The organism is Guptibacillus hwajinpoensis (assembly GCF_020524165.1).
Classification (GTDB): domain Bacteria; phylum Bacillota; class Bacilli; order Bacillales; family Guptibacillaceae; genus Guptibacillus; species Guptibacillus hwajinpoensis_D.
The window spans coordinates 464,037-489,604 of sequence record NZ_JAIVKU010000005.1; the positions used below are offsets into that span (position 1 = coordinate 464,037).

The window sequence follows — 25,568 nt, forward strand, 5'->3', positions numbered from 1 at the left end:
CCTCCTATTTTATATTTCGTTTAAAGAATATAATCTCTCTAACAAATCTGTAAACGACTTACAAATCGTATTAGTTACTGAACCATCTAATTCATCATAATTATAGAAAACAACTTCAGGAAATATTTGGTTGTCACGATAATCAAAACATATTAAATTTCCAAATGGATCTCTAGCAAATGGAAACAGTTTTTTCGAAGAAAATTCTTCATACATTTTTATATTTAAATCTTTATTCGTAAAACTAATCAAATTATTAAATACAACTTCGATTCTTCCATCATCACAATCAAAAATATTTGGTTCTGGAAAGCCACCATTATTATTTATTATACATTTTCTGTAATCAGATGGAAATTTAATACCGAACGATTTTTCAATTTCATTAATTTTACTATCATTTAATTTTTCATCTACAAACAACCAACTATCTATTCCCATTTAATCCTCTCCAAAATCTTCTTTTTAATTTCTCCTCTTCGACCAGCCTCACCGCCACCCCAAATAGCTCTTCCTCCAGTATGACTTGCTGACTGGTGTTCAAAGTAATCCACAATTTGCATTTTGCCTGGTATTTGATGATGATGCCACGTTAAATTTTGTGGCACTCTCCCAGCTTCTAGTATATTTATTTCTTGACTATTAAACTGATTTGCTAACTCCGGATTCCTATTAATTTCTTTGTAAAGTTGCTTAGATGCATAATTAAATTGAACTGCATCTGTCTCTAAGTACAATTTTTCTTCTAAGGTAACTTCATATTTCGAATTAAAAATAGGAAAACCTGTTTTATCGTAAGTCACAGCATATTCTTCACCATTTTTTGTAGAAGTAAAAGTATAAGTTGTGCTCCCATCCTCATTTCGAATTTTACTTGTAAAGTTTCTTGGTTTGTTTGGCTTCCTGTTATAGAGTGGTTGTTCTTTTAAAGCTTTAACCATTTCTTTTTCATATATCTGTTTATTTATAGATTTATTAGGCGGACTTTCCTTACCACCATCTACCCGCTCAACCTCAGTCTTAATCCGCATGATCGAATCATCTACCACATGATTCGGACCGCCACTCCTAATAACCGAAGCGACTCCACTCTCCGCTACATCCTCGACTCTCCCAAGCGAATTCCCTGCAATCCCATTAGCCCCAAAAGCCACCCTATTCGAATCCCCCGCAACCTGCATGCCGCCTTTAACGTCTTGGACAAATTCACCCATGCCGCGCTTGATTCCTTCAAAGGCGTTATGCTTTTTCACGATGGCTGCGACGTCTACTTTGCTGCTTCCAGCTACCTTGCTTAAGTTTGAGTTCGGGATCTTTCCTGCGACTTTGGCGAGGCTGGCTGATTTTCCTGCCATGCCGACATACGGGATAAAGGCTGTGGAGACATTTCCTGCGACATAGGCGACTCCTTCGTCTTCATAGGTATCGGAGAAGGATTGTGTGATCGCTTCAGCGACGCCCATCGGAATCGTCGGGACGGTTCTATCGATTCCATCTCATTAATGAAGGGAGCGATATTCAAATGAATAACGCTCCCTTCAAATTATTATTTAATAAATGACAACCTTACGTCAAAAATTATTTGGAAGAAGAGCCTAGATTAGTTATTCATCTTATTCTTCAAATAATCAGCGATTTCTGTTTGTCCAAATTCTCTCGCATATTCATATGCGTTCATATCTTTCATGTTTTCCCCAGTGTATTTAATTGAAATATCGATCCCTTCTTCAACTAAAAGCTCAACTATTTCTTTATGCCCTCCATAAATTGCTCCAAATAATGGATTTCGTTTCGCTAAGGTCACATCTAGTTCTGCGCCTTCTTTTATTAAATACTTTACTATCTCCACATGTCCCGCTCCTGCAGCCAACCTTAAGGGAGAAGCATCAAATATATCACCTTTTGTATTAACATCAATTCCTTCGTGAACCAGATATTTGACTATTTCTAAATGCCCTTTCTTTGATGCAACATGTAACCACGTACCAAATGGTGTTATTGTAAGTAACGATCGAGGGTTACGCCCTATTAAATGTCTTACTTCATGAAGATCACCATTCTTAATAGCATTTCTTATCCTTTTATTTAACATTTTTTCATCCACACCAAGACCTCCTATAACTCTATTATCTTGTACTAGCGACCTCTCCTAAATCTTCAAGTGCTTCTACGATATCATCTAAGTCCCCGCCCATTTCCTCGACAGCTCTTAACCTATTCACAACTTCCTCTAGAGCATCAATACTATGTTGTCCTACTACAGCATTCGGTGCCCAGATTAGATTTTCTTTGCCAATTATCGGATCTATTCCATAACTATCTAATATTTCTTGGCCTTCTTGCACAAGCTTCTGTTGCTTCTCGCCAAGGCCTTTTTTAAAAAGAATATGATGGGCATGTGGGTTAATCATTCCATTAGGGGGATCACCTATTAGTCCCCTTAGGTACTTACCAAAATCAATCTTTATTAACACTTGATTGTATTCTTTAGTGATGCCTAATTTATTCATCTTCTCTCTGATCTCAGCTAGTTCTTCTACACTAAATGTATTCTTTTGAATTGCATTTTTAAGTTTATTCAGTTTAGTAGCATCGACCTTACCAGATACGACTATTTCATCAAGATAATCATTTACTGTAAGTGCTTTATTTTTAGTACCTTTCCCACCATAAACCCGATCAATCTCAGTCTTAATCCGAGAAACCGGATCATTCCAAACATTATAAGGAGCGCCACCTCTAGAAGCTCCCCCAGCACCCGCTCCAGCTAACGCCGGTTGAGCACCCTTCCCTTCAACCTTAACACTCTTCGCAGCATCCGCAACATCGTCGATCGTTTTTGCGGTTGTTCCGATTTTGCCGAGACCTTTATCTCCTATTGCTCCAATTCCTAATGATGTTAGACCGTAAGTAATGAATGCCGTTCGACTTTCGGCGTCGCCGTTCACAAAGTCTCGATCCCATGCTTCTTTAAACCCTTGCCACATGTATTTCGGTACATCCAACACCTTCTGAACATTGCCTTTAGGATCACCAAAAATGTTTTTATAGAAGTTTATCGTTTCTAAGCTTTTAAATAGTAATTCAGGGAGATCTTCCTCATCGCGGTATAATGCAAGATTCGGTCCAAATGCTTTTTCAGCTAATGCGTTGAGATCCTTAAATCCCTCAATCATATCTTCCACTGCATTCCCGCTACCAACCTGCACACCCTTTACTATATCACCTAAAAAGCTCCGTGCCGTATTCCGCGCATCATCAACCTTCTGTTGCGTCTCTCCCCACCAGCGATCCACATAGTTTGAGTACCTAACCACACTATGCGACACATCCTGGCGTACCTCGTCTAGATAAGCCGTCGTTTTCGATAAAGGATCAAGCACGACACTTTCATACGTCTGTTTCATCCTACTCTGAATCACCTGTGGGTTTAAGGTATATTGCAGGTCTGGAAACATCTCTCCAAATGCACTACTGGATGAAGCCGTCAGTGGATTTTTTCCAAAAAGCCGTTCACTCCAGCTTAATGCTTCTCCCGTGATAGGATCATAATTCTGAAACAGCTTGTTTAAACCACTAAATTTTAATGCCATAAGGCCAAACTTTGCCGAAAGCGAGTGATCTTCTTCCGTCATTTTTCTCTCAGTTAATTTCACTGCCGCCTGCAGGTCATGGAGCTTGTCCCGGTATTTGCGCATTTCATACTGTAACTCCGCTTGAAGAGCATCAATCTTACCGGTGTTCGCGCCTGTGATGTTCATTAGAAAAGATTGATAATTCCATTTAAAATCGCTAATCGCTTCATCTGCTTTTCGCTCGGCATCCTGTATGCCGCTTGCTAGCTGGTCTAATTGTTCTGGTTTAATTGTTCTGGTTTAATTGCTATTCTCGTCACTTCAAGCCCTCCGCTTTCTGAAGAAGTCGGTCGATTTCTTCGTTAATCGCAGAGGTCAGTTCCTCATGAACCGCATACACACTTTGAGAGGCTTGTTCGAGTTCTCCGATAAGCGATTCATAAGCTTCACGTGCCTCTCCAACCCAATTCGACGAGTAAGTCGAATGATGGTGATCAAAGACTCGTTTACTATCATCGATATCAAATCTAGCTTCCCTTACCTTTCCTAGATACGCTTCCAACGCCTCGGCTTCTGCCCGATACTTCATACGCTCTAAATAACGTTTAAATTCTTCTAGTTCGTTTAGCACCGCAACCTCCTTTTCGACCAAACCTCGTTTCACCACAAATGAAGTCTATGTGTACGTCTGGTTAGGTATAGCCGCTGTATTGTCGAGCAGGGAATGATCGCTCTCGGGGACACAGGGACAGGTACATCGTCCCAACAATGCTCTAATAAACCAAAGGGCATAAAGCGAATCGTAGTAATTTTTCTTGCAAACAGAAGTAAAGTAGCTGGCAAGTTAGTAACTCTTACAAACGTCGTCGCTTTTTGACTTATGGGTGGGACAAGAAACCTGTCCCTCTGTCCCATTTCGATCCACTTGCATCATCGCTTGTCTCGCTAATGGCGTGATGTAAGCATTCGTATCAGAAACAGTAGTTTAAGTTGTAAAAAAATAAAGCCGGCATTCAGCCGGCGATTAGTTGCTAATAATTATGAAATTGATTGGTAAAATTAAGAAGATTAAATTTGTGGTTCCTAGAGACATAAATCTATCATTTTGTATAATTCTAGAAGCTGGTAAATATAAAGTTTCCTCCTTCTATTAAAGACTCTAATGTGATTTTAATTGTTACGTCTGTTATGTTTACTTAATACTAACTCATAAAAAAAATCAAACGCTTCATTTTCATTAGTATATGCTTTAATAATGTAGTGACCATCGCGTTCACCAGTTTTATAAATTTTCCATTCTCCTTGATCATAAACACACCCTAATACAAATGGTTCATCTGTTATTCCATCTAGTACTATCATATATTCATCACCAATATTCAGGTTTTCTATCTTACATCTTTTTAAAAACTCTTGTTTTGTCATAATTAAATCTCCTCCTAATATTCAGGTATAACTCCAAAAATTTCTAAAGTTTCCCCATTCAGTGGTGTTACTATTTGCTCAGCTCCACCATTCATTAACTTCTCACCTGTAGAACTACTCCTCCATGGGGCAGCTATGCCTTTTACTCCATATGTAGCTTCTACATTTACAACGACTTTTCTTATCCTCTCTTGGAACCGATTATAATCTGCTTGAATTTCAACAAATTCTGCATTAGAAATTGGTTTTCTCCCATTAGCCTCTACAATCTTGTTTAATTCTTCGAGATTTCCATTCTTAACAGCATCAATAGTTTCAAAGTAGGATTCATTATGAAAGTTCCCTACGTGCCTTGCTTCAGGATTTTCTAGATAGGGTATGGCACGTTGATTGTACGTATATGGACCACCATTATCAGGTAAAGTAGTAAAATTCTCTCCACCTTTTCCACCAATTCTATCCCATCTCTCGGGTAAAGGATTATCTCTAGTAATTGCTTGAATTGAAACTTCTTCAAATCCCATGTTCTCTGGCCAATCCATCAACATTCGACCATTCTTACCAAATCCGTCAGGTTCCAAATACTTCGTGTCAGAGACAACCGTCACATCGCCTTTTACTTCTAATCTATCATACGCTTCATGAATTTTTGCTAATTTTTCTTCATTCGTTAAGTCATTTCGTTTACCAATGTCATTGATGTGGTCAAAATATTCTCCAGGACTCTTGAATGTTATACCTGAATCTTTACTCCCTACAATCCTACTAATCGTATCATCCATTTCTTTTCGTACAATGGTAGAGTTTACGACATTACTCGGTACTGATCCATTCGCCCCAAAAGCCACCCTATTCGGATTCCCCGCAATCTGCATGCCGCCTCTAACGTCTTGAACAAATTCACCCATGCCGCGCTTGATTCCTTCAAAGGCGTTATGCTTTTTCACGATGGCTGCGACGTCTACTTTGCTGCTTCCAGCCACCTTGCTTAAGTTTGAGTTCGGGATCTTTCCAGCGACTTTGGCGAGGGTGGCTGATTTACCTGCCATGCCGACATACGGGATAAAGGCTGTGGAGGTATTTCCTGCGACATAGGCGATCCCTTCTTCTTCATAGGTATCGGAGAAGGATTGTGTGATGGATTCAGCGACACCCATTGGATCCTTGATCGCCTGCATGGCGGCAGCTCTATACCCTTCGACTCGTTTATCCGCTGCTTCCTTTAGAAAATCGGGTTCCACGGAATCAGGAAGGTGATGGGAGGTGTATACGATCCCGGCGTCACCGGCAACTGTGACGATGCCTTTGCCGATTTCATATAAACCGAGAACTAGTCCTTTTCCAAAGCCATAAATATCGGAGGAAAGGTCTTCTACACCGTCCCAAACGCCTTCAAACAGACCCGTGTAGGACATCTTTAGCTTTTGAGCTTTCCCATAATAGTCGTCATCCGTATTCTCAAATGGCTTCACTTTAGTATTGTAAATGCCCCATAGGTCGTCCATTTTTTGTTGAAGGACGCTTTCAGACCGATTGATTTCACGACGAATTTGATTCAAGTTGGCTTCATTGCTTCGGCTTTTTTCGATTTCACTTTCGGTTGGATCTTCAAAGAACGAGAAGGTGTTGTAGGGAACCCGGCTTGCGACGCGCGAGGCTTTTCCGACATTCCCAGATATCCCACGTTCAATTTGTTGCAGATTGATCCAAATATCATTTCGATCCACCTGCATCATCGCTTGTCGCGCTAATGGCGTGATGTAGGCATTTGTATCAGATACATAGGATTCAAATAAGGTCAGGAGATCCTGAATTTGTTCATGATAGGCTCGGATGTAATCCTTTGATTCTTCGATCGTGAAAACCCAGGCATCAATGCTTTCCCCCTGGTTCGGCTTCACATATTCATTGATTTTAGCTAGGGACGACTCCATCGTATCGAGGGCATGTTTGTACTTATGTAGCTGTTCTATGATGCCATCCAGTATACCATAATTGATCTTGAGATCCCGCTTCATTCCGTGTTGCTCCTGATGGTCGTGCCGATCTTTTCATCCGTTTCTTTCATCTTTTCTAACAGCATGTCCCCTGCTTGATAAATCGCATCTAGATTGTTCAACAACTGCGTTTGGCTACCATTATGCATGTTATCTAGTAACGCATCGACTTCTTCAATGAAATCGGAATTAAAGCTTTTTAACTCGTCTCTAGTGGAATCATGGAAATTCTTTGTGTAACTTTTAAATTCTGAGATGCTTGAATCCAACGAATTCAATGCGGATCGCAGCTCAGATAGATTCAATTCAATCTTTTGACTCGACAACGGTGTAACCTCCTTCTATTTAAATTGAACGGATTGAATCTTAGACAAAAGCTGATCGATTTCAGCGACCATGCCTTCGACGATCTCCCTCATCTCCTCGTAGGCAGAAGCATTTTCAAAATCCATTTGATCAAAGTTTTGTAAAATCTCGTGTCGGGCATCATTTAAATTATTGATAATGCCACCATCCCATCCTGCGTACAACAGATTGTGGCAAAAGTCATAATCATACAGTTGCATGATCGCTCACCTGCCCTCGACTACTTAGATTCTGAATTCTCCTCATGTCCTCATCCGAAAACTCAATCGACGTGATCCCTTTCTCCAGAATCAATTCTTCTTTCATGAGATAGTCATACGACTCTTCCGTTTCATCTTGGTAACCCATATGCACAACTTTCTGAATCAATGGATACGTAAAATGGATCGTGTTCCTCTTGTTCAATTCGCCAAATGGATACACGACACCAGCATAAGGAAAATAAGAATGATAAGTTTCCGGAAAAATAAACCGGCCTGTAATCACCACTTTAATCGGTTCGGAAGCAGGCTCCCCCGGTTTAAAATAGCGTGGATTCAATTCAACCACAGTACCTAACGGCAAAACCTCACGCATGAGATCAATAGAATAAGTTAAAAAGGAAACATAAGAAGCGTCGTCTAACGAAAACCTCTTATCTAAAAAAGAGATCATGTGAAGCTCTTGTTCCTTACGATAAAAAATATCAACACCTTGACTCGTTACCTCCAAGGAATCGAGTTGATGTCTATAAACATCATGCAAATGGGTGAAAATAGACGCGTCTTCCAAAAACAAATTCGCAAACTCATGAATCTCTGATGCAAACGCCGTCTCACCAAAAAGCTGTTGTATTTTCTTCATCCCTAACTCTTTTAACTTCGTCTTATATTCGTTGTTCATATTTGGCTTTCCTCACTTTCAAGGCTACTCTGAAAGAATAACCCCCTTGATACGACAGCTGCTCTCCACTATCGTTTACTAATAAATCATCTAAACTACTATTCCTCACACTTCTCAAATTTCAGGAGAATAGTAGGTTTTCTAAGTACTGCTGTTAATGAACTTCCATTAATTTCTAAACTTAGAATACCCTCTCTTTCCCTCCTTTTCTATGTCTTTCGACGCATTCCATGAAAATAGTCCTTTTCTCTTAGGAGAAAAGGACTATTTCTGCGAATCTCGTATGCTGTTCACAATCGTAGCTAGTCATTTCTATTTCCACTCACCCGATCCATCACTTCCACCAACCGATCCGGTTCCCGTGATCCAATCAAAACCTTCTCACCGTTCACTTCAATCAAAACGCCATGCTTCCCGCTAATGGAATAAGCCTTCTCACCGCTGAAATTCCATCGGATTCCCCATCCACCAAACCTTCGTAGTGGACGGTAGTTCAAACTCTCATAACGCGTTATATCCTTATATAAGAAAACACGAGGTGTCAGATGAAATGGGACAAATCGCACATAAATCCCATCATCCCTCACCTCAGTAATCAGTCGCAGCCATCCGAGCATAACGATTGGAAAAGCAATCCCGAAAATAATCCATAAAATGATAACTTCCATATCAGTACCTGGATGACTTCCAAACGGAATGCCCATCAAAACCTGGCGGAAAAAGCCAATCCACATTAGGATCGCGATGCCTAGCACAATCGCCCATATCCAGATCTGGTTTGGGCGCTGGACTTCTTTGTAGTGGATTTCTTGGTTCAATTTCATCAGCCCCTCCCTATACGGATACTAAAAATGACACCCTGAGCGAACAGATACTCTTCCATCACTCTTTAAAGTATGCTGCAGGGACTCAAGTTAGAAAGCAGGTTGATGAAAGAAACTTTGCTGACCTCATCTCGGTAACGTAAAAAACTCCTTACTCTCACTATAGTTCCCCGCAAGCCTACCAAGAGGAGATAGCTTTTCGAGATCCACTTTATAGTTTCCTAGATACACCTCATCCTGAATATGATAGTGCGTCATCTCACCTAAAACTAGCGCATTCGAACCAAGCGGAAGGATTTGATGGAGCTTGCATTCCATATGAATCAAAGCCTCTTTCACCCGCTTCGGTTTTACCGTTACACTGTCAACAGGTGTTAAACCAGCATATTGAAATTCATCCACTTCAGCCGGAAGGTTTTCTGCACTTTTTTGCATTTCGTTTCCAAGCGAGCTCGACACCACATTGATCACAAATTCTTCTTGCGATCGGATATTTGCGAGCGTATCCTTCTCCGCACCCAGTCTCTCACCTGACCCCTGACCAATGGATATTGCAAGAATGGCAGGTTTCGTGGAAGCAACGGTAAAGAAACTAAATGGCGCTAAGTTAAGTACGCCGTCTTCTGACACGGTTGATACCCAGGCGATCGGTCTTGGAACTACGGAACCGGTTAGTAGTTTGTAGATATCTTTTGTTTTTAGGTCGGAAGGGGTTAAGTCCATTGGTTTCACTCCTCTAAATACTTATCATGACTGTCATCATTATTTCCCTATATGAACTCCTATGAAACGAATGACAATGGTATTAAGCAAGTAACTAACTATCACTTCCTCAACTTGATATATAACCAAAAGGTGTTATAATCTATATAAAACCGAATGGTGTCATATCAAGGAGGATCCATATGAGTGAAACAAACAAAGTACCACAAATCAAAAAGCAAGTAACCTTTCAAGCGTCGATAGAAAAGGTCTGGAAAGCTGTTTCTTCTTCAGAAGGCATGGCGGAATGGTTTATGCCAAATGACTTCGAGCCTGTGGAAGGGCACGAATTTAAACTAGAAACCCCCTTTGAAACCTCCCCTTGTAAAGTCTTAACGGTGAATCCACCCAAAGAACTCTCCTTTTCATGGGGAAATCAGGGCTGGGTGATTCACTTTTTGTTAGAAGAAGTGGAGAACAAAACGGTATTCACACTCATTCACGATGGCTGGGGTCATCCAGATGAAATCATGAAACCAACCGATAAGACGCAGCAAGACGCCCGCAATACGATGAACAACGGCTGGGAAAGCATCGTCAACGAACGATTGCGTAAGGTTGTGGAAGCCTAATGTCCGCAGCACCAAAGCATGATGTCTATCAGGCCATCGCTGATTCCTCAAGAAGAGAAATGCTCATGCTCCTCGCTAAAAATGATGCTTCGATTAAAGAAATTAGTGAGCACTTCTCGATTAGTCGAACTGCGATCGTAAAGCACCTGAATGTGTTATCGGATGCGAACCTGGTAAGTGATCGGAAAGCCGGTCGTAGCAAAATTTACTCCCTTCAACCCGAGCAGTTAGCAGAAGTGAAAGAATGGGTCTCGTATTTTGAGCAGTTTTGGGATAATAAGCTTAGTATGCTGAGGCATATGGTGGAGGATGATGGTGAAGAATAGCCTTAGCACCTTCATGTTTTCTCCAGCTAGAAAAACGCCTTTCTTAATGAACAATCATTAAGAAAGGCGTTTTAAGTTAGCAAATCATGATCCGTTAACCTATGGAATCGGCGGGACGGTTATGCCGATTCGTTTCCTCGCTTGATTACTCTAAATGGAAAGTCTTTTTTTGAAGATAAAGTAACTCAGCAAAACCTCCCCCAAACAGGTTTAACTCACCTGCATACACTAGTACAAGGCATGACCATTTCTTATTACGACTAAACAGTATAGGAGGAAAAAATGAAAAAGGTAGAATTTCCTTTTGTGAAATGTGGAAAGGTCTTTGAACCAGAGTTGCCTGACCAATTAAGGCCCTATGAACCACCCATCTTATTAGCAGAAGTTCGTGTAAATCCAAAGAATCGATCCAAACCATGTATCCTCGTGAAGTATTCCGAGTTTATTACCTTATCATTCCTAGGTTTAAATCCAAAACTCACTCTTACTTATCGACTTGTTAAAGAAACGAACTCGAATGAAAAGGCACAAATACTCGAAGAATGGGATTTTGGCTTCGATTCGTTAGAGGTATTCGAGGTCACAACGGTGGATACCAAGCAACCAACTGTTCTTACATTCTGCGATTGTTTGGATTGTGAAAAGGACGAAGATATCATCTACAAGCTTGAGATTGTCCAAATTGATACAAACAGTGTCAAAAATTTTGCTATTACAAATCAACTCATCACCGCTACCGTGATTCAGGGTGAAGTTCAATGAAGGAAAAAAGGAGGTTTCATCATGAACAAGCGCCGTCCTGCAGCTAATCCCCGAAGGTACATGAAGCAAAAACATGACAGAAACACAGCAGGCAAGAATCTCAACCATACTCCTTTTAGCCGTTCACCTAATCGGACATGTCATAGAGTGAAGCCTAAAAAATTTGTTCCATTCGTGATATGTGGGAAAGTCTTTAACCCTGTATTACCTCAACACCTTAGCAAGAAAGATCCACCAATCGTCTTAACGCAAGCAAACGTTCATACAGAAGGAGTCAGTAATCTTAGGATATTCATTGACTTCTCCGGCTTTGTCACTTCCACTTTACGAGAAAAACGATTTAATCATTTAGTTTTTCAATTGGTAAGATCCTCTCATAAACACAACACGACAAAAGTTCTAAGAGAATGGCCATTCCTGAGGGAATTTGTTAGTGATACAGAGATTAAAGAGCCCGTTGTTTATGACTTTTGTGAAAGCATCCCCGTGAAAGGTGATCCATTCACGTATACAGTTAATTTGGTTGAGGTTAACCTCTCCGAACAATCGTCTTATAACATCACGAACAAAAGCATGACGGCTCAAGTTTTCAAAGGACCAGACGGATTGCTTTAAGAATTAGGTAAAGAAAGGAGCATGAAGAATGCACGATAAAACGTGCCACCCTTTTTTAGTATGCGGAAAAGTCTTTCCAATCAACTCTCTCGTAAAAATCGATAAGCCCATCACAATAGCGAAAGTTACAGTGAATCCCCAAAACTCGAAAATGCCATGTGTTCTCTTGAATTCCTCACAAAATCTATCATTCCAAACGACAGGCTTTAATGCGACTCTCATTATTGAATTAAGGTTAGTACGTATAGCTAACCAAACGAAAGAAACGATACTAGAAGAGTGGACTTATCAATTAGCTGAAAACATCCCCACCCCCGTTCCAAATACCAGGACAATCGAGCCATTAGTTCTTAACTTTTGTGATTGCCTGAGCGATAACTGCGGCAAACTCACTTATGAATATCAAATCTCTAGCGTAACGACGATTAATACGACGTTTGATTTAAGTAGGCAGGAAGTTTCTGCTATTGTTAGTTGTGGGTCTTCGGAATTGCCGGGACGGTTCTGTTGATTCCATCTCATAAATAATAGGAGCATTCATTATTGGAATAATGAATGCTCCTTCTCACTTTATATCGAAATATCGAATCATAAGAACCGTCCCAGCGATGCACAAGCGATGCACTCCCCAAGTAGAGAAGGTCACCCCCTTAACCTCCCATCGAATAAAGAAGAGTGAAGCATGAAATCAATCGTACGTTCAAATAATAGGACGGAAATGCAATGTGAAATTCCGCTCCCCTCTTTATTTAAGTTGACACTTAATTAAGTACATGCTAAATTAAGTGTATGATACAAAAAGCCATTCATTCTTTATCCGTGCCGACACGTCGTGACATTCTATCCGTTCTACGTAATGGAGAGCTCACTTCAAGTGAAATCGCGTCTAAATTCGAGCTCTCCGCTCCTGCCATTTCTCAGCATTTAAAGGTATTAGAGCAATCTGGACTTGTTGCTATGAGAAAAGCAGGAACGAAACGCTACTACCGCATTAGAAGAGATGGTTTTGAAGAGTTAGTGAAATTCATCGATCAATTCTGGGACACTAGCTTACTCAGCTTGAAGGAGGCAGCTGAAGAAGAGGAAAGGAGAAATCATGAGTCAAACGACTGAAACACTTCGCAAAGAAATTTTCATAGAGTGTCGCCCAAGCACTCTCTTCTCATTTTTCATCGATCCTGACAAGATGGTTCGTTGGATGGGGAGACAGATCTTGCTCGAACCGAAAATTGGCGGAAAATACCGCATCGATATCAACGGTGAAAACATTGCCTTGGGGGAATACAAAGAAATCATCCCGGATGAAAAAGTCGTCATGACCTGGGGATGGGAAGGTTCAGATATCATGCCACCTGGCTCAAGCACCGTCGAATTCCTCCTCACACCGAAGGAGAACGGAACGCTTCTCATATTGACTCACTATGATTTACCTGAAGAAAAAGCAACATCGAATAACAAAGGATGGACGCACTATATGGAGCGTATGAAACTTCTTGCTGAAGGAAATGACCCTGGTGTCGATCCGTGGTCAATAACTAAATAATTTATTGGAGGAATCATAATGTCTACTACTATTCATGAAGAAATCACATTTCAAACAACACCCGAACGTCTCTATCAATCCCTTACCGATTCAAAACAGTTCAGTGAAATGTCCGGCGGAGCTCCCACGGACATCCAAGCAGAAGCTGGAGGATCATTCTCCTGCTTCGGAGGCATGATCACAGGAAGAATGATTGAGCTTGTTCCAAATGAGCGTATCGTTCAAGCATGGCGTGCTGGAAACTGGGACGAAGGCGTATATTCAATCGCAAAGTTTGAACTGAAACAACAAGGATCTGAAACGCTCCTTGTCTTTGATCATACCGGTTTCCCAGAAGGACAAGCTGAACATCTAACAGGAGGATGGACGGAAAACTATTGGAATCCATTAAGGACTTATTTAGATTAATATCGATCAAAGAGATAGGGGTCAAGTACTTACTTGCCCCCGCTTTTGGAGGTATAACGAATGAAAGAAACCAATCAGGTTTTCGCAACAACAAACCGACTGACATTAAGAAGATTTCATGTGTCTGATATTGAATCCTTTCACTTGTATCGCGCCGATCCCGAAGTTGCTAAATTTCAGTCGTGGCAGGATTATCAGTATCACGAAGCAGAAGCGTTTGTGAAGAATCAAAGCACACATCACCCTGATCTACCAGGTACCTGGTTTCAGTTCGCCATTGCTCTAACAGAGACAAATCAATTAATTGGAGATTGCGCATTACATACGCTTTTAGATGAGCCTAGAATCGTAGAAATTGGGTTCACTCTCTCTAAAGACCATCAGGGTAAAGGGTATGCAAGTGAGGCGGTTCATGGTTTATTGCACTATATCTTTAAAACACTAGGAAAGCACAAAGTCATTGCATTTTCGGATGTTCGCAACGACAAATCGATCGCATTGCTTGAGCGTGTAGGGATGCGGCGTGAAGGCCATCTAATGCAAAACTATATGTGTAAAGGACAATGGGTCGATGAATACCAATATGCGATCCTAAAGTCCGAAGTGCATCGCCGGGACGGTTCCGCTGATTCCATCACCTAAAGAAAAGGAGCATTCATTATTGGAATAATGAATGCTCCTTTTCACTTTATATCGAAATATCGAATCATAAGAAACGTCCCAGCGATGCCTTTACTGCCACCAATTCGCAAAATATATAAATAGTTTACCAATAAAACGTTCTATTATTAATTCATTTGGCTTCAGAGATCTAGACTCTTATTCACCTACCATACCGTCGTTATCGTTATCACGCATATAAGGATATAACCAATGATCACTCATTATCGGCATACTGAAACCTGCTTCCTCTGCTTCTTTAATAGTCACTTGCCCATTACCGTTTGTATCAATACTTGAAATATCACCCTCTGTGTCTGAAAGAGTTGAATCGTCAGGCTCGCTCTCAGTTAAACCGAGCGATGCGTTGACTTCATCAGGGTTCACATTGTCAAATGTATCAACGATCTCATTTCCGTTCAACGTATACGTGTACTGATAACTTGAAGGTATCTGCTTTTCCGTATCCGAATAGGTGATAATGGCTTCAAAATCAGTAGCTTCACCTGCGCTACGGATCGCGTCTTCCATATAAGCTTGATCACCATGTCGGTTGAGTGTACTCTCTTGTGGGGTAATGTTATAAGCATTCGATACCCCTCCGAGAGAATCAGCAATAATATGTCCTTCATCTAAAACGTCACTTTCGACACCCGGAACCTTGGCCTCATCAGAATAGTACCTGCCAGACGATAATACAGGTTCGTTACGATCATCTTGTAGAATGATTTCGTCAGCAACGACACGTACGAGTTGTCCGTATTCATTCGTAAATGCCCAATATTCACGGTCACCGTAACCTATATCAACGACGACGTTAGGTTCTCGATGTCCAGACAAATCACCACCATCAACTTCAATAAGTTTGTATTCTGAGAACTGTTCATTATTTGGTGGTTCTGATGTTTCCTCTACTACTGGTTCATCAACAACCGTAGTGTTCGTTTCTTCTTTTTCACTATTTTCATTTGTTTTAACTGTACTTACTTCTTGTGTATCTGTCTCTGCATCTTTATTGGATGCCTCTTCTAAGTTCGTACAACCGACTATAAAAATAGTTAAAAGTAAGAAGAAATAGTTCATTTTCTTTTTCATATTAGAACCCTCCTATAATAGGGAAATTTCGTATTGTTAACATATATTAACGGTACTACTATAAAAAAATTAAAAGAAAGAGTATATTAAACCCATTTTTCACGCTTCATCTCTTACGCCACAAACCGACACTTTGGAAAACTAGAGCACCCAAGAAACTCGCCCCTCTTTCCCGTTCGGTGCACCAGCTTCTCGTCACACTTCGGGCAAATATTCTCATTCACCTTCGTCTGATTGATCTCTTTCTGCCTCTGGATCCCATCAATGTGCGCCCGTTGCACTTCCTTGATGTTTTCCTTATCTCGCTTTTCAAGCACCACCTTTAGCTTCACACGAATTTCCTGTTGTGAAAACAAAGGAAGGACATCACCAGAATACTTAACAACAATCCGTTTCAAATCCTCTGGATGAATCACATCACTATTTTGCAAAGGCCCCTTAAGATTTAGCTCAGAACGGTTGGTGAATAAGAATGAACTTACGGATAAGAAATATAAGACCGCCCATAAATAATAGAAAAAAGATCAATGACATGTTTTTTGCACCTATCTAACTATATTGATAACCTACATTTATTTCGATCGGCTTGGATAGGAGCAAAGTTTAGGGCTTAATAGATAATTATTATCAATTTTTGACCAATAATCATTATGTTTATCTTTTTCATTAAAAAACCCCTCGAATGACTATTCCATTCAAGGGTTTAACTTCCCAAAAACATTTCAATAATTTAATTCACTTTTGATACTGTCAATAACAAACCTTCCGATTGTTTGTATTTCATATTATATCGAATTGTATCACGCTCAACAGTTGTTTCATTGTTTTCAAAATCATAGTTTTCATCAAATAATTTTAATTCATTCATTATTTCTTTTACTTCGTCGGTAGATTGGTCTTCGTTAGCTAGGCCAATGGTAAGCCCCATTGCTAAGACAATATCCGATCCTTCGCCCTGACCTACTAAAACGACTTCATGAATTTGTCCTGTATCATCTTTATTTTCAATGATAGTAAGATCATCGCTAAGTTTTGATGTGATTGAATGATCTGTTTCTTCTTCTTGCTTAAATTCAAAAGGTACATCAACTTCTTTAGCCTCTGCTTGATATGCTTCTACAAACTCTTCGTGATTATTAAACAATGGTATAGTTAGATTTGTTCCAAGAAAGAACGGTGAAGCAAAAAAAAGGACGCCCACTGTTGTCAAAATAAATCGTGTCGGTTTTTTAAATATTTTATGCTTCCACAATAAGAAGATCCCTACCGGTGGAAAAATAATAAGAAAAACCCACATAAACCAGGCTTTTTGATAAAACCGTTTATTTCCTCGTTGTTCTGATCTATGCCGCATCCTTTTCACCACCATTAAATAGCTCTGTTATCGACTTTTCAAATATAAAGATAACGTGATCCTTCGCATTCCCTACTAGACTTTCTAGCTTATCGACTACTTTTTCTTGATAAGGAGTTTCATTTTCTTCAATTTGCAAATGGTCATATAAAGAAATAGAATCTCCTTGTTTATCAGGAACATCTAATCCATATGTATCCACAAGACGCTCCTCTCCCTCTATCTCAGTAATCATGTCCTGGTAAACATCTTTTTTGTTTACTTCAAACAAAAGGTTATACTGTGCTTTTGCCTGTTTTAATTTTGCGTTGTTGTAAAGTTTCTTAGCGTCTTTTTCTAGCTTTTGGATCGTTTGCTCTCTTATTTGTTCTGTCTTATCTGACTCCTTAACTTCTTCAGCTTCTTCTAGACTTTCAAAAACTTCTCTAAATGCTTTTTCATCTAATTTATTTTCAGCTCGTTCAATTGCTTCTTCATACTTCTCTTCGGTTTCTATTTTTGAAATTAATTCTTCAGTTTCGGTCACAACTTTTTCACTTGCCCGATCATATTCAAGAATCTTATTCGCTTCTTTTTTAGCCTCGTCATACTCTTTATCTTTCAAAGCATTTTCAGCGTTAGAATACATACTACTAACCGTTGAAGCAACAAATGAATCGATAGTAGCTGTATCCTTATCAAGGTCGTAAACCTTTTCAATTTCTTGTAATGCTTCTTCATACTTTTCTTCTTTTACTAGGCTTTTTGCTACAGAAGTGTACTCATCTGCTTTAACTTGTTTTTCATCTATTTTTGGCTCTGGTTTTGGAGCTGGCTTCTCTGATTGAGAAGAACTACTACTGTTTGATGAGCTTCCAGTAGATGAGTTTGAAGATTGGGAACTTGTTGAAGATCCACTTGATGAGTTACTTGACGAATTACTTGAAGAACTACTCGATGAACTGCTGGAACCGCTATTTCCACTGTTATGATTGTGATAGCCTGTGCACAAACCTTTGTCGATTGATTTTTGAGAACAGTTATGACCTCCGCTTGAATCAGTTCTCCCCGAATGTGCAAATGCAGATATAGGCTGGGTGATTAGCAACAATATGACTAGACCAAGCCCAATCCAATTTGTTTTCATGATGAAAATTCCCCCTTATGAAATCTATATCTATTAAACAATCTTTACCAAGTAATTACAACAGTTATAATAATGTTGTAATTATGAGATTTTTTGGATGATAGTTTACTTTTGTGAATTTAGCCAATACTACGATTTAACTTTAATTAGTAATAACAAATCAAAAAAAGACGAGATATCATCTCGCCTTCCTCTAAAAGTGCTCATGTAACCTATTTACTCCAAAATCACTCTAATCCTCCACATCAATCAAATAAACCCGCTCATCAAACCCACCACGAATTTCTCTCTTCTCCCTACGCACTTCTTCCAATTCTTCACTCGAAGAATGATGCACCTCAACTAATGAATAGATCAACTCAAGCATATCCGCAAGTTCTTCAACCGCATGACTATCTTCCTGAGCTTCAAGATACTCCTGTAGCTCTTCTTTTAACTTTAGCTGCAGTTCTTTTTTATACTCAGCTTCGTCCAGAATTACGGTACTGCACTTATTACCATTCGTACGAATGATTTCTGGAATACGATCTCTCACCAGCTTATTGTAGGTAGGCATTCCCTTCTCCCCTTTGAATTGTCAGTTAATTTAATAATAATATAAGACAATCTAAATTGGAAAGGAATTGCTAGATTAATCTACTTTAGAGATAGCATCTCAGAAACCTTCTTAAATACAGTTGCAGGATTTTGAGTTAACCATTTTAATTGTATTTTTCTAACCTCATTTGAAGATTCAATTATCAATAAATCTTTGTTCTGGTCAATAGAAAGTCTAATATGTCTCATCCTATAAGCTTTTATTCCCGTGGCCTTATCTAAATGAGTACTATCTAACTCAGTTCTTACTTGATTAGAAAACCTTCTCAACATCCTCCACAGAGTTATTTCTTCTTTTGTTTTCATAAACAACTCTGGAAGTTCTCTCGACTGCTTTAGTAAATTAAATGTAGATAAAGCATAAACAGAAATGCCGTAACCAACGGGTCGAATAACCCTATCGAGCATGTTCCAAGCGTCTACTTCAAATCGAACATATTCATCCGAGCTATTTTTCGGAAGCTCATGAATTTCATATCGCTTAAGGAACTTCACATTAATGATTTTACCGTAGCAGGTGACACCGTTTGTCTTTGCTGCACCCTTTTTAGGATATAGTGCAATATACGTTGCCTCCTGCCAGCCTTTCTTTAACTGGTTGACTGGGATATGATAGAAGCGATTCTGAAGGTGAGCCTGGTAGTTCTGTTCTCTCGGTACTATTCCTATAAGGACTTTTTCTTCAAGAGAAGACTTCCACTCCTGGATCGATCCTTTAGGAAGGATCCCTTCTTGTTGGATCTCTTCTGGACTTTTTTCAATGAGATGCTCGATAAACTGTTCTACTAAGCGAGTTGATTGTGGTAAAAATGGCAGTGCCCCGATATTGACTTTGTTAATGCTTTTATAGAAGTCATGTTGTTTATACGTTTCTTCTTCAAACCATGGAAATAAGACATAAGCACCAAATGCATATCGTTCATATGGACCTTCCTCTTGAACAACAAGGGCATCACGATAACGATGCATGGTATTGATGTCTTCTTCGAGTGGACCAGGCGTCTTATATTTACTCGAGTAATAGCTTCCTTCCACAGCAAAATCAACTCGGTACTTCGCATCAAAGATATAATGATAGTGATGATTTTTCCCTTTTTTCTCGATTTTAAGAACAGTATCGGGCATTTGAGTCACTGTAGGTAAATTCCCGTCCTTCATCTGGAATTCCAGAATAATCTTTTCATTCGTTAATGGATGTTTAAACTCTCGACGTGCTGACTTATCCTTCACAAGATTTACAAACAAACCATCGCGATCCACTTTAATAATATCCTGCTTAACTGGTATGTACTTCTTACTTAACATTTGTCCGAGCTTTAAGAAGGTCCAGTACTCGTAAAGAAGAGCGACATCTTTAACAGACATTTGATAAATCCTGCCTTCAAGGGCTAACCCACGCGATAAAATCAAAAAAATTTTATAAGATTCTCGGTACCCTGGCGCCACTTGTAAGACTAAGCTCATAACCGAACGATCAAGCTCCCCGACTTCTCTCCAAAAAGTCGAGCGTAGCTTCCTTTCCAATTCCTTTTTCATTCCATCGACTTGGCATAGTAAAGTTTCATCAACCTCTGCTTTTCTCCATCCAGGGTCAGCCACTTTCTTTCTTAATTCGTCTAGCTTGTTGATCAATCGATTCATCATCCACTTCACAAATCGGTTTTCATGGGTGTCATAAGAAAGTACTTTTTTCATACCTAAGCCTTTAGATGGCATATAGGACTTTCCTGCAATTTCAATCCCTTTTGGAACCTCCTGCAAAAGATGCGGCTTTTTTCTTAAATAACTCCTACCTCTAGAATCAACTCGTCGTAGCTGATCGCCTCGAACATGCTCATGGATCGTTATTAATTCATGATGTGGCTGTGTTTCAATCCGCTTAAGAGCATGGAGAAAATCTTGAAAATGGGCTTGAATTAAACGATAGAATTCAGCCAATGATGGCTTTTCTTCTACTTTAGAAACTGCTCCAACGTACGTCTTTTTCACAAAATGATAAGCAAGATTATAGATCTCGTCATTTACTTCCTTTAGAAGCATATCATAATCTTCTTTATAATTTAGCTTTGAAGGAAATACCTCAATCGTTACTTCAAGTAGCTTCTTCTCCCCATCGTAAATTTCAAATGTGGAATACCCTACTTCGTTTTGAAACTGAAGGTTCCCCATGAGAATTGGATCTCTCCCCGCCTTCACCATACTAACTGCATGTCTTAAGCGAGGATGTTCATGATGGAAACGGAGTGACTTTCCATGCTTCGAAAAAGCAACGAGCTGATAAACAACATTCTCAAAGAAAATAGGGGCATGGTCGTCCTTTTCGACAAGCTCTCCCTTCTGAACATCAAACACTTGTACAGACTGAAGCCTCTCTCCAGTTACCTCTAACTGCATTTTTTCATCTTGGAAATAAGATCGCTCGTGATACTGCATGAGGGTTTCGTAACGCTCATGATAAGGCTTCCCCTTTAAATAAAGGGTAAGTTCACCCGTTTCAACCACAACTAGTTCTACTTCTTCTTGATTAAGTCCAGAAGGAAGTAAAGCCATCGTCACGGAACCTCCTTATCATTTCAAGCAGTTTATGAGCAGATTTCGGATAGGCTGCCTGTTTTGCTGATTCCACTAGATTTTCAAGCTGATCATCAGAAACTCGCTTTCCTGTAGTAAATGTATAAAGATCTTCTAACACGCGTAATACTCTAGCATCACTTCCGGCAAGGCGCGGAAGAATTTTTTGCAGCAACTGATAATCAAAGGCATTATTAAATGTCATTAAACCTGCCTGGTCATTGTAGATACAATAAAAACAAACCTCATCACGCACACGATAGCCAACATGCGCACCTATTTGTTCGAGTATTTGATTTAATGCTACAAGGAGATTGGTTGCTCTATGTACAATGTCTTGATTTCCTTCATACGCATCCTTTAAATGCAAAAATTCTCCACTTAACGCTTCATTTTTGACTTCTAGCTTTTCTATCTCATCTACACTCTCAAAGAAAGAAAAGTTATTTAAATTCACTCGATTGAACTCGATCGTGTTTGCACGATCCAATACCTTTTTACTGAAGGGATGCGTTGTTTCATCCATGTTAACTGTACCTATAAAATACAGGTTCTCTGGAATCCCCAGGTGTTCTCCAATCGTTTCTTCAGGCAAAATAGAGGACGTGACAAGCTCTCCGTTCTCCAAGCGTTTACTTTCCATAACACTGAGGATATCACTAAAGTAGTACTCAACACGTGCGAGGTTCATTTCATCTAGTAACACAAAATAAGGTTTGTTTCTATGAATAGATGCTTCTCGAATCACCCTAGTTAACGGACCTTCTTGAAATTCACCTTTAATATCAACATAGCCTAATAGATCTGATCCATCACTCCAGTCAGGTCGGACTGGAATTAGAGTGAATTGACCATTTTTTTCTGTCGCTCCTACACTTTCAGCAAACCATTGAACGATCTTAGTTTTACCCGTACCAGAGATTCCAGATAGAATGACGAATGGCTTCGTTTTTAATGATAGAAAAAGGTTTTCTACTTCTTCTTTTTCGTAGTAAAAGCCTTTACTGGCTATGTAGGAATCAATGTGAGAAACGAGTTCTGAATCAGTCATTTCTACTATTTCTCCCTTACCTTCAAAATACGAATGAACCTCTTCAGGAAAACGTTCTTTAAATCGATGAAATAGATTTGTAGCAAAGTCATCTGTTACATTGAAAAAATATCCCTGCTTCACGTTCCCATTACGATCAAACGGCCCCTCTTCTTCTATTCTCCACTTTTCTGGCACTTCTGCTTTTTCAATAGGAGGAGATAAATCGTAGTAATCTACCGAAGTATAATACCCTTCCTTCTCCCACATACCATTAGAGATCGTATCAGGTTGAGCTTGTGAAATTGTAGGCTCACGAACAATCGCTACTGTTTTTACCTCGCCAGAAGAATAAGTGAATATTGGATCTTCTACCTTAGCTTCTAGCAAGTCAACATGGTGTTTAAGTGGCCTACCTTGTTTGTTTTGCTTTGGAGCCCATAGAAATCCGCCTTGCTTCTCGGAACGATGTGTTTGGCCTTGGTTAACCCACCAGTATTGGTGGTCACCGTGGTCTTCCCCTGTATCTAAACTTATCCAATAGAGAAACCAATCCAGTTCAATATAATCGTCAGCATCAACATCATTTTTAAGGTTAGAAAGCTGTTGATGGAAACTTTCTAAATCATGATGTTCATACCCTAGTTTGTTTAGTGCTTCCTTTGATCGAACATTGTATATACCAAACTCATCAGGATGAAAGACCATAACAAGTCCAGTTGCGCTATTTTCCCCGAACCCTTTCAAACTAGCAATTCTCTCTGCCTTTTCGATTGGCTGCATACCTTCATCATTCAGAAGTTGGACTGCGTCCCGTATAATACTTTCCTTTTCATTTACTGAAAGACTAGTTATACCTGAGCCAAACACTCTACTTCCAGATCCCCATATAGAGTTACCCAAATATTTTAAAGAGCCATTTTCCAGTTCACTTTCTAACTGATTTAAAATGGTGTGATTTCTTATAGATAAGGCTTCAAATATATCGACTTTCTCTCCATTTAAAACAGCGTGCCCTAAGTTCCATACTTCATTGTTGAAGGCATCATATGAAATGTGATTCTTACTATCTAACAATTTACGAAGTTGTTTTGCTCTTTCTTTCCTGAGTTTTATAATAACTGAGTGAAAAGTGTCTTGTCTTAACCTTTGAAATTCGTCTTTCTTATGTATGAAACTACTACTATCAATAACATTCCAATCAGAATCGATAAGGTTGACCTCCTCTAACCAGGATAGGATATTTCTTGTTCTGTACTTTGCTACTGATTCTTTCATTAGGTTTTCACCTTGTGAATTCCGAACGATGTGCATGCCTAACTCTACTAAAGAATCTAACTTCTCTTCTTTAGTGAATGAATTTGAGGATCTTAGAAGTTCAAGAATCAATTTAAAGTATCGATGCTTAAGTATTCCGTCCCTTATGAGGCTAACCTTGCTATTAGCTTGCTCATATTTCCTGAGCCTTTCTTCATTCATATTGAAGGAAGAGTCTAGAAATCCAAGGATTTTGAGACCTTGTCTTGCTCGTGACTTCAAACGTTTTTTACTATCTTCCGAGATTTGACTACTAATACGTTGAGGATTATATTTACCTGCAATAATTTCATCAAGAAAAATAATCACTTGATTAAGTTGAGCTTCTGGGAGTTCCTCTGTAGTATATTCAATTAGATTCACAACTGATTTGTCATTATTCCGTTCTACTTTTGTAAAAGGTAGCTGAGCTAACAAAGAATGGAGAAAAGATGTTCTGCCATACTTTTTTAAATCGTTACGAAAAATTTGTTTATGAGTTAAAAGATCAGTGGTAGCTGATAGAATAATATTTTTCGAAACTAACTTCCATTGTGAATTCTCTTCTAACTTTTCTGTTTCTTGAGTTTTCACCAATATTCCTTGGTTATCTGCTGGCTTTAGGTAATTTGGTTTATTGTTTGTTAGAGTATAGACTTTTTCATGGTGTATGTAGAGATTGTAAAGTAATTCAAACAAATTTCATCACCTCAACTTGCTTCTATTTCCCCTATGGAGAGACTCTCTCTTTTTTTACTTTATCTTAAACAACTCTGTTTTTTAAAACAACGTGATTACACAATAAACAGATATACTAAGGTAAACTCCAACATTTCCCTGCGCTTTTCTTTAACTATTCTCCATAGTATTCTAGTTATTTTGTTAAAACAGGGAATCATAAAAACATCCCTATTACTTAGCTAAAATACCGTCGAATCACTTCCTTCATTCCCTCTTTGTTCTCTGCAAACTGACGATGACGATGGCCATTTCCTCCCGAAGGATGTGGAAAACCGTTTACGATCGAATTGGCTGAAATCAAGTTGTTTTCAGCTAAATGCATAAGTACTTTCGTTACATTGACACCTAAAGGCACAATCAACGGATCGTTTAACTTCTCTAACTCGGTCGGTAGATGGTTCAATGCATATTTATGTAATACTTCCGTTTTTAATATGTTTGGGGTGGCGCCACTGAAGTTCTTTCCTTTATAAAATACTGGATAAGGAAGAACTGAAGTCGTTTGGACGAGATGACTAGCGGGACCAAACAGCTCACTTGTAGAGTTCAGGTTTAAGTATGTATGTAGTTCCAATTCATCTAACATCGTAATCAGGTTTTTCCTCATCGGACCTTCGAAACTGGAATGGTTCTTCACCTTTTGTAAAACTTCTTCATCTGGCATTTCTTCATTATCATTATTCCAAACCGTTTCAAATGATTTCTTCATCTGATGAAGTCCAGGAGTAATTCCGACAATCACGATTTTCGCATGTTCATTCACATGTTCGAACGGAGCATAATACATTTCCAAGTTCTTTTTCTCGTCTCGTTCTAGTAAGAATGTTTCGGTCATTAGCTCTTCCTGATTAGTAGGATCTGTTAGAGAGTGAATTGATTCTTTGAAGTTAGTAAATTTTGAATAACTAGAAATGGCCACTTAACTCCCTCCAATATGATGCATATGTACTATGTCGGTTTTTTTGATATGTAAAATCAGATCTATTGTAAATTCTTCTGTTTCCTTCTATTATTTTACTATTATCTGGAATTAACCGAAAG

29 protein-coding genes are annotated in these 25,568 nt (G+C 39.2%); 9 read left to right on the forward strand and 20 right to left on the reverse strand.

What is annotated here, in order from left to right:
- Positions 1-9 precede the first annotated feature (9 nt).
- The 12 genes from LC090_RS15415 to LC090_RS15470 all read right to left on the reverse strand — a co-directional run bounded on the left by LC090_RS15415 (position 10) and on the right by LC090_RS15470 (position 9,792).
- Positions 10-441 (reverse strand): SMI1/KNR4 family protein, encoded by a 432-nt coding sequence (locus LC090_RS15415; protein ID WP_226658915.1) that lies wholly within the window; start codon positions 439-441, stop codon positions 10-12.
- Positions 432-1,463 (reverse strand): HNH endonuclease, encoded by a 1,032-nt coding sequence (locus tag LC090_RS15420; protein WP_226658916.1) that lies wholly within the window; start codon positions 1,461-1,463, stop codon positions 432-434. Before LC090_RS15420 ends, LC090_RS15415 begins: the two co-directional genes overlap by 10 nt.
- A gap of 137 nt (positions 1,464-1,600) precedes the next feature.
- Positions 1,601-2,104: an ankyrin repeat domain-containing protein gene (locus LC090_RS15425; protein WP_226658917.1), complete on the reverse strand. Its 504-nt coding sequence runs from the start codon at positions 2,102-2,104 to the stop codon at positions 1,601-1,603.
- Between the two features lie 22 nt (positions 2,105-2,126).
- Positions 2,127-3,761, reverse strand: coding sequence for an AHH domain-containing protein (locus tag LC090_RS15430; protein ID WP_226658918.1), 1,635 nt, complete (start codon positions 3,759-3,761; stop codon positions 2,127-2,129).
- Between the two features lie 130 nt (positions 3,762-3,891).
- Complete coding sequence (locus tag LC090_RS15435; protein ID WP_224884981.1) at positions 3,892-4,206, reverse strand: DUF5082 domain-containing protein; 315 nt, start codon at positions 4,204-4,206, stop codon at positions 3,892-3,894.
- A 539-nt stretch (positions 4,207-4,745) separates the two neighbouring features.
- Positions 4,746-5,000, reverse strand: coding sequence for a hypothetical protein (locus LC090_RS15440; RefSeq protein WP_226658919.1), 255 nt, complete (start codon positions 4,998-5,000; stop codon positions 4,746-4,748).
- A gap of 14 nt (positions 5,001-5,014) precedes the next feature.
- Positions 5,015-7,018, reverse strand: coding sequence for a hypothetical protein (locus LC090_RS15445; RefSeq protein WP_226658920.1), 2,004 nt, complete (start codon positions 7,016-7,018; stop codon positions 5,015-5,017).
- Positions 7,015-7,323 (reverse strand): hypothetical protein, encoded by a 309-nt coding sequence (locus LC090_RS15450; RefSeq protein ID WP_226658921.1) that lies wholly within the window; start codon positions 7,321-7,323, stop codon positions 7,015-7,017. The genes LC090_RS15445 and LC090_RS15450 overlap by 4 nt, the downstream gene beginning before the upstream one ends.
- A 15-nt stretch (positions 7,324-7,338) precedes the next feature.
- Complete coding sequence (locus LC090_RS15455; RefSeq protein WP_159781778.1) at positions 7,339-7,563, reverse strand: hypothetical protein; 225 nt, start codon at positions 7,561-7,563, stop codon at positions 7,339-7,341.
- Complete coding sequence (locus LC090_RS15460) at positions 7,550-8,245, reverse strand: DUF4176 domain-containing protein (protein ID WP_226658922.1); 696 nt, start codon at positions 8,243-8,245, stop codon at positions 7,550-7,552. Before LC090_RS15460 ends, LC090_RS15455 begins: the two co-directional genes overlap by 14 nt.
- 302 nt (positions 8,246-8,547) lie before the next feature.
- Positions 8,548-9,069 (reverse strand): DUF6141 family protein, encoded by a 522-nt coding sequence (locus LC090_RS15465; protein ID WP_226658923.1) that lies wholly within the window; start codon positions 9,067-9,069, stop codon positions 8,548-8,550.
- A 126-nt stretch (positions 9,070-9,195) separates the two neighbouring features.
- The gene (locus LC090_RS15470) at positions 9,196-9,792 is read right to left on the reverse strand and encodes a flavin reductase family protein (protein WP_226658924.1); all 597 of its coding nucleotides are present in this window, start codon (positions 9,790-9,792) and stop codon (positions 9,196-9,198) included.
- 182 nt (positions 9,793-9,974) lie between these two features.
- Here LC090_RS15470 and LC090_RS15475 point away from each other — a divergent pair, with 182 nt between their 5' ends.
- From LC090_RS15475 to LC090_RS15515, 9 genes are all read left to right on the forward strand, one after another.
- Positions 9,975-10,403, forward strand: a complete 429-nt coding sequence (locus tag LC090_RS15475) for an SRPBCC family protein (protein ID WP_226658925.1) — start codon at positions 9,975-9,977, stop codon at positions 10,401-10,403.
- A complete protein-coding gene (locus LC090_RS15480; protein WP_226658926.1) occupies positions 10,403-10,729 on the forward strand; it encodes an ArsR/SmtB family transcription factor in 327 nt (108 codons plus the stop codon). Before LC090_RS15475 ends, LC090_RS15480 begins: the two co-directional genes overlap by 1 nt.
- Before the next feature lie 282 nt (positions 10,730-11,011).
- Positions 11,012-11,491, forward strand: a complete 480-nt coding sequence (locus LC090_RS15485; protein WP_226658927.1) for a DUF4489 domain-containing protein — start codon at positions 11,012-11,014, stop codon at positions 11,489-11,491.
- A 21-nt stretch (positions 11,492-11,512) separates the two neighbouring features.
- A complete protein-coding gene (locus tag LC090_RS15490) occupies positions 11,513-12,106 on the forward strand; it encodes a DUF4489 domain-containing protein (protein ID WP_226658928.1) in 594 nt (197 codons plus the stop codon).
- A 28-nt stretch (positions 12,107-12,134) separates the two neighbouring features.
- Positions 12,135-12,617: a DUF4489 domain-containing protein gene (locus tag LC090_RS15495; protein WP_226658929.1), complete on the forward strand. Its 483-nt coding sequence runs from the start codon at positions 12,135-12,137 to the stop codon at positions 12,615-12,617.
- 278 nt (positions 12,618-12,895) lie between these two features.
- Positions 12,896-13,219, forward strand: coding sequence for an ArsR/SmtB family transcription factor (locus tag LC090_RS15500; protein WP_226658930.1), 324 nt, complete (start codon positions 12,896-12,898; stop codon positions 13,217-13,219).
- On the forward strand, positions 13,203-13,649 hold the full coding sequence (locus LC090_RS15505) for an SRPBCC family protein (protein WP_226658931.1): 447 nt from the start codon (positions 13,203-13,205) through the stop codon (positions 13,647-13,649). The genes LC090_RS15500 and LC090_RS15505 overlap by 17 nt, the downstream gene beginning before the upstream one ends.
- An 18-nt stretch (positions 13,650-13,667) precedes the next feature.
- On the forward strand, positions 13,668-14,057 hold the full coding sequence (locus tag LC090_RS15510; RefSeq protein WP_226658932.1) for an SRPBCC family protein: 390 nt from the start codon (positions 13,668-13,670) through the stop codon (positions 14,055-14,057).
- Positions 14,058-14,117: 60 nt separating this feature from the next.
- Complete coding sequence (locus LC090_RS15515; RefSeq protein WP_226658933.1) at positions 14,118-14,699, forward strand: GNAT family N-acetyltransferase; 582 nt, start codon at positions 14,118-14,120, stop codon at positions 14,697-14,699.
- Between the two features lie 177 nt (positions 14,700-14,876).
- Here LC090_RS15515 and LC090_RS15520 read toward each other — a convergent pair whose 3' ends face one another.
- From LC090_RS15520 to LC090_RS15555, 8 genes are all read right to left on the reverse strand, one after another.
- A complete protein-coding gene (locus LC090_RS15520; protein ID WP_226658934.1) occupies positions 14,877-15,812 on the reverse strand; it encodes a DNA/RNA non-specific endonuclease in 936 nt (311 codons plus the stop codon).
- A 113-nt stretch (positions 15,813-15,925) separates the two neighbouring features.
- Positions 15,926-16,243: a topoisomerase DNA-binding C4 zinc finger domain-containing protein gene (locus tag LC090_RS15525; RefSeq protein WP_226658935.1), complete on the reverse strand. Its 318-nt coding sequence runs from the start codon at positions 16,241-16,243 to the stop codon at positions 15,926-15,928.
- A gap of 299 nt (positions 16,244-16,542) precedes the next feature.
- The gene (locus LC090_RS15530) at positions 16,543-17,166 is read right to left on the reverse strand and encodes a hypothetical protein (protein WP_226658936.1); all 624 of its coding nucleotides are present in this window, start codon (positions 17,164-17,166) and stop codon (positions 16,543-16,545) included.
- Entirely contained in the window at positions 17,156-18,292 is a 1,137-nt protein-coding gene (locus LC090_RS15535; protein WP_226658937.1) for a YHYH domain-containing protein, read from the reverse strand. Before LC090_RS15535 ends, LC090_RS15530 begins: the two co-directional genes overlap by 11 nt.
- A 232-nt stretch (positions 18,293-18,524) precedes the next feature.
- Positions 18,525-18,848 carry a nucleoside triphosphate pyrophosphohydrolase gene (locus LC090_RS15540; RefSeq protein WP_226658938.1) on the reverse strand — a complete coding sequence of 108 codons (324 nt, stop codon included), beginning with the start codon at positions 18,846-18,848 and terminating at the stop codon, positions 18,525-18,527.
- A gap of 80 nt (positions 18,849-18,928) precedes the next feature.
- On the reverse strand, positions 18,929-21,439 hold the full coding sequence (locus LC090_RS15545; RefSeq protein WP_226658939.1) for a restriction endonuclease-like protein: 2,511 nt from the start codon (positions 21,437-21,439) through the stop codon (positions 18,929-18,931).
- Entirely contained in the window at positions 21,414-24,485 is a 3,072-nt protein-coding gene (locus LC090_RS15550) for an McrB family protein (protein WP_226658940.1), read from the reverse strand. Before LC090_RS15550 ends, LC090_RS15545 begins: the two co-directional genes overlap by 26 nt.
- A 217-nt stretch (positions 24,486-24,702) precedes the next feature.
- Positions 24,703-25,446, reverse strand: a complete 744-nt coding sequence (locus LC090_RS15555; RefSeq protein WP_226658941.1) for a hypothetical protein — start codon at positions 25,444-25,446, stop codon at positions 24,703-24,705.
- Positions 25,447-25,568 lie beyond the last annotated feature (122 nt).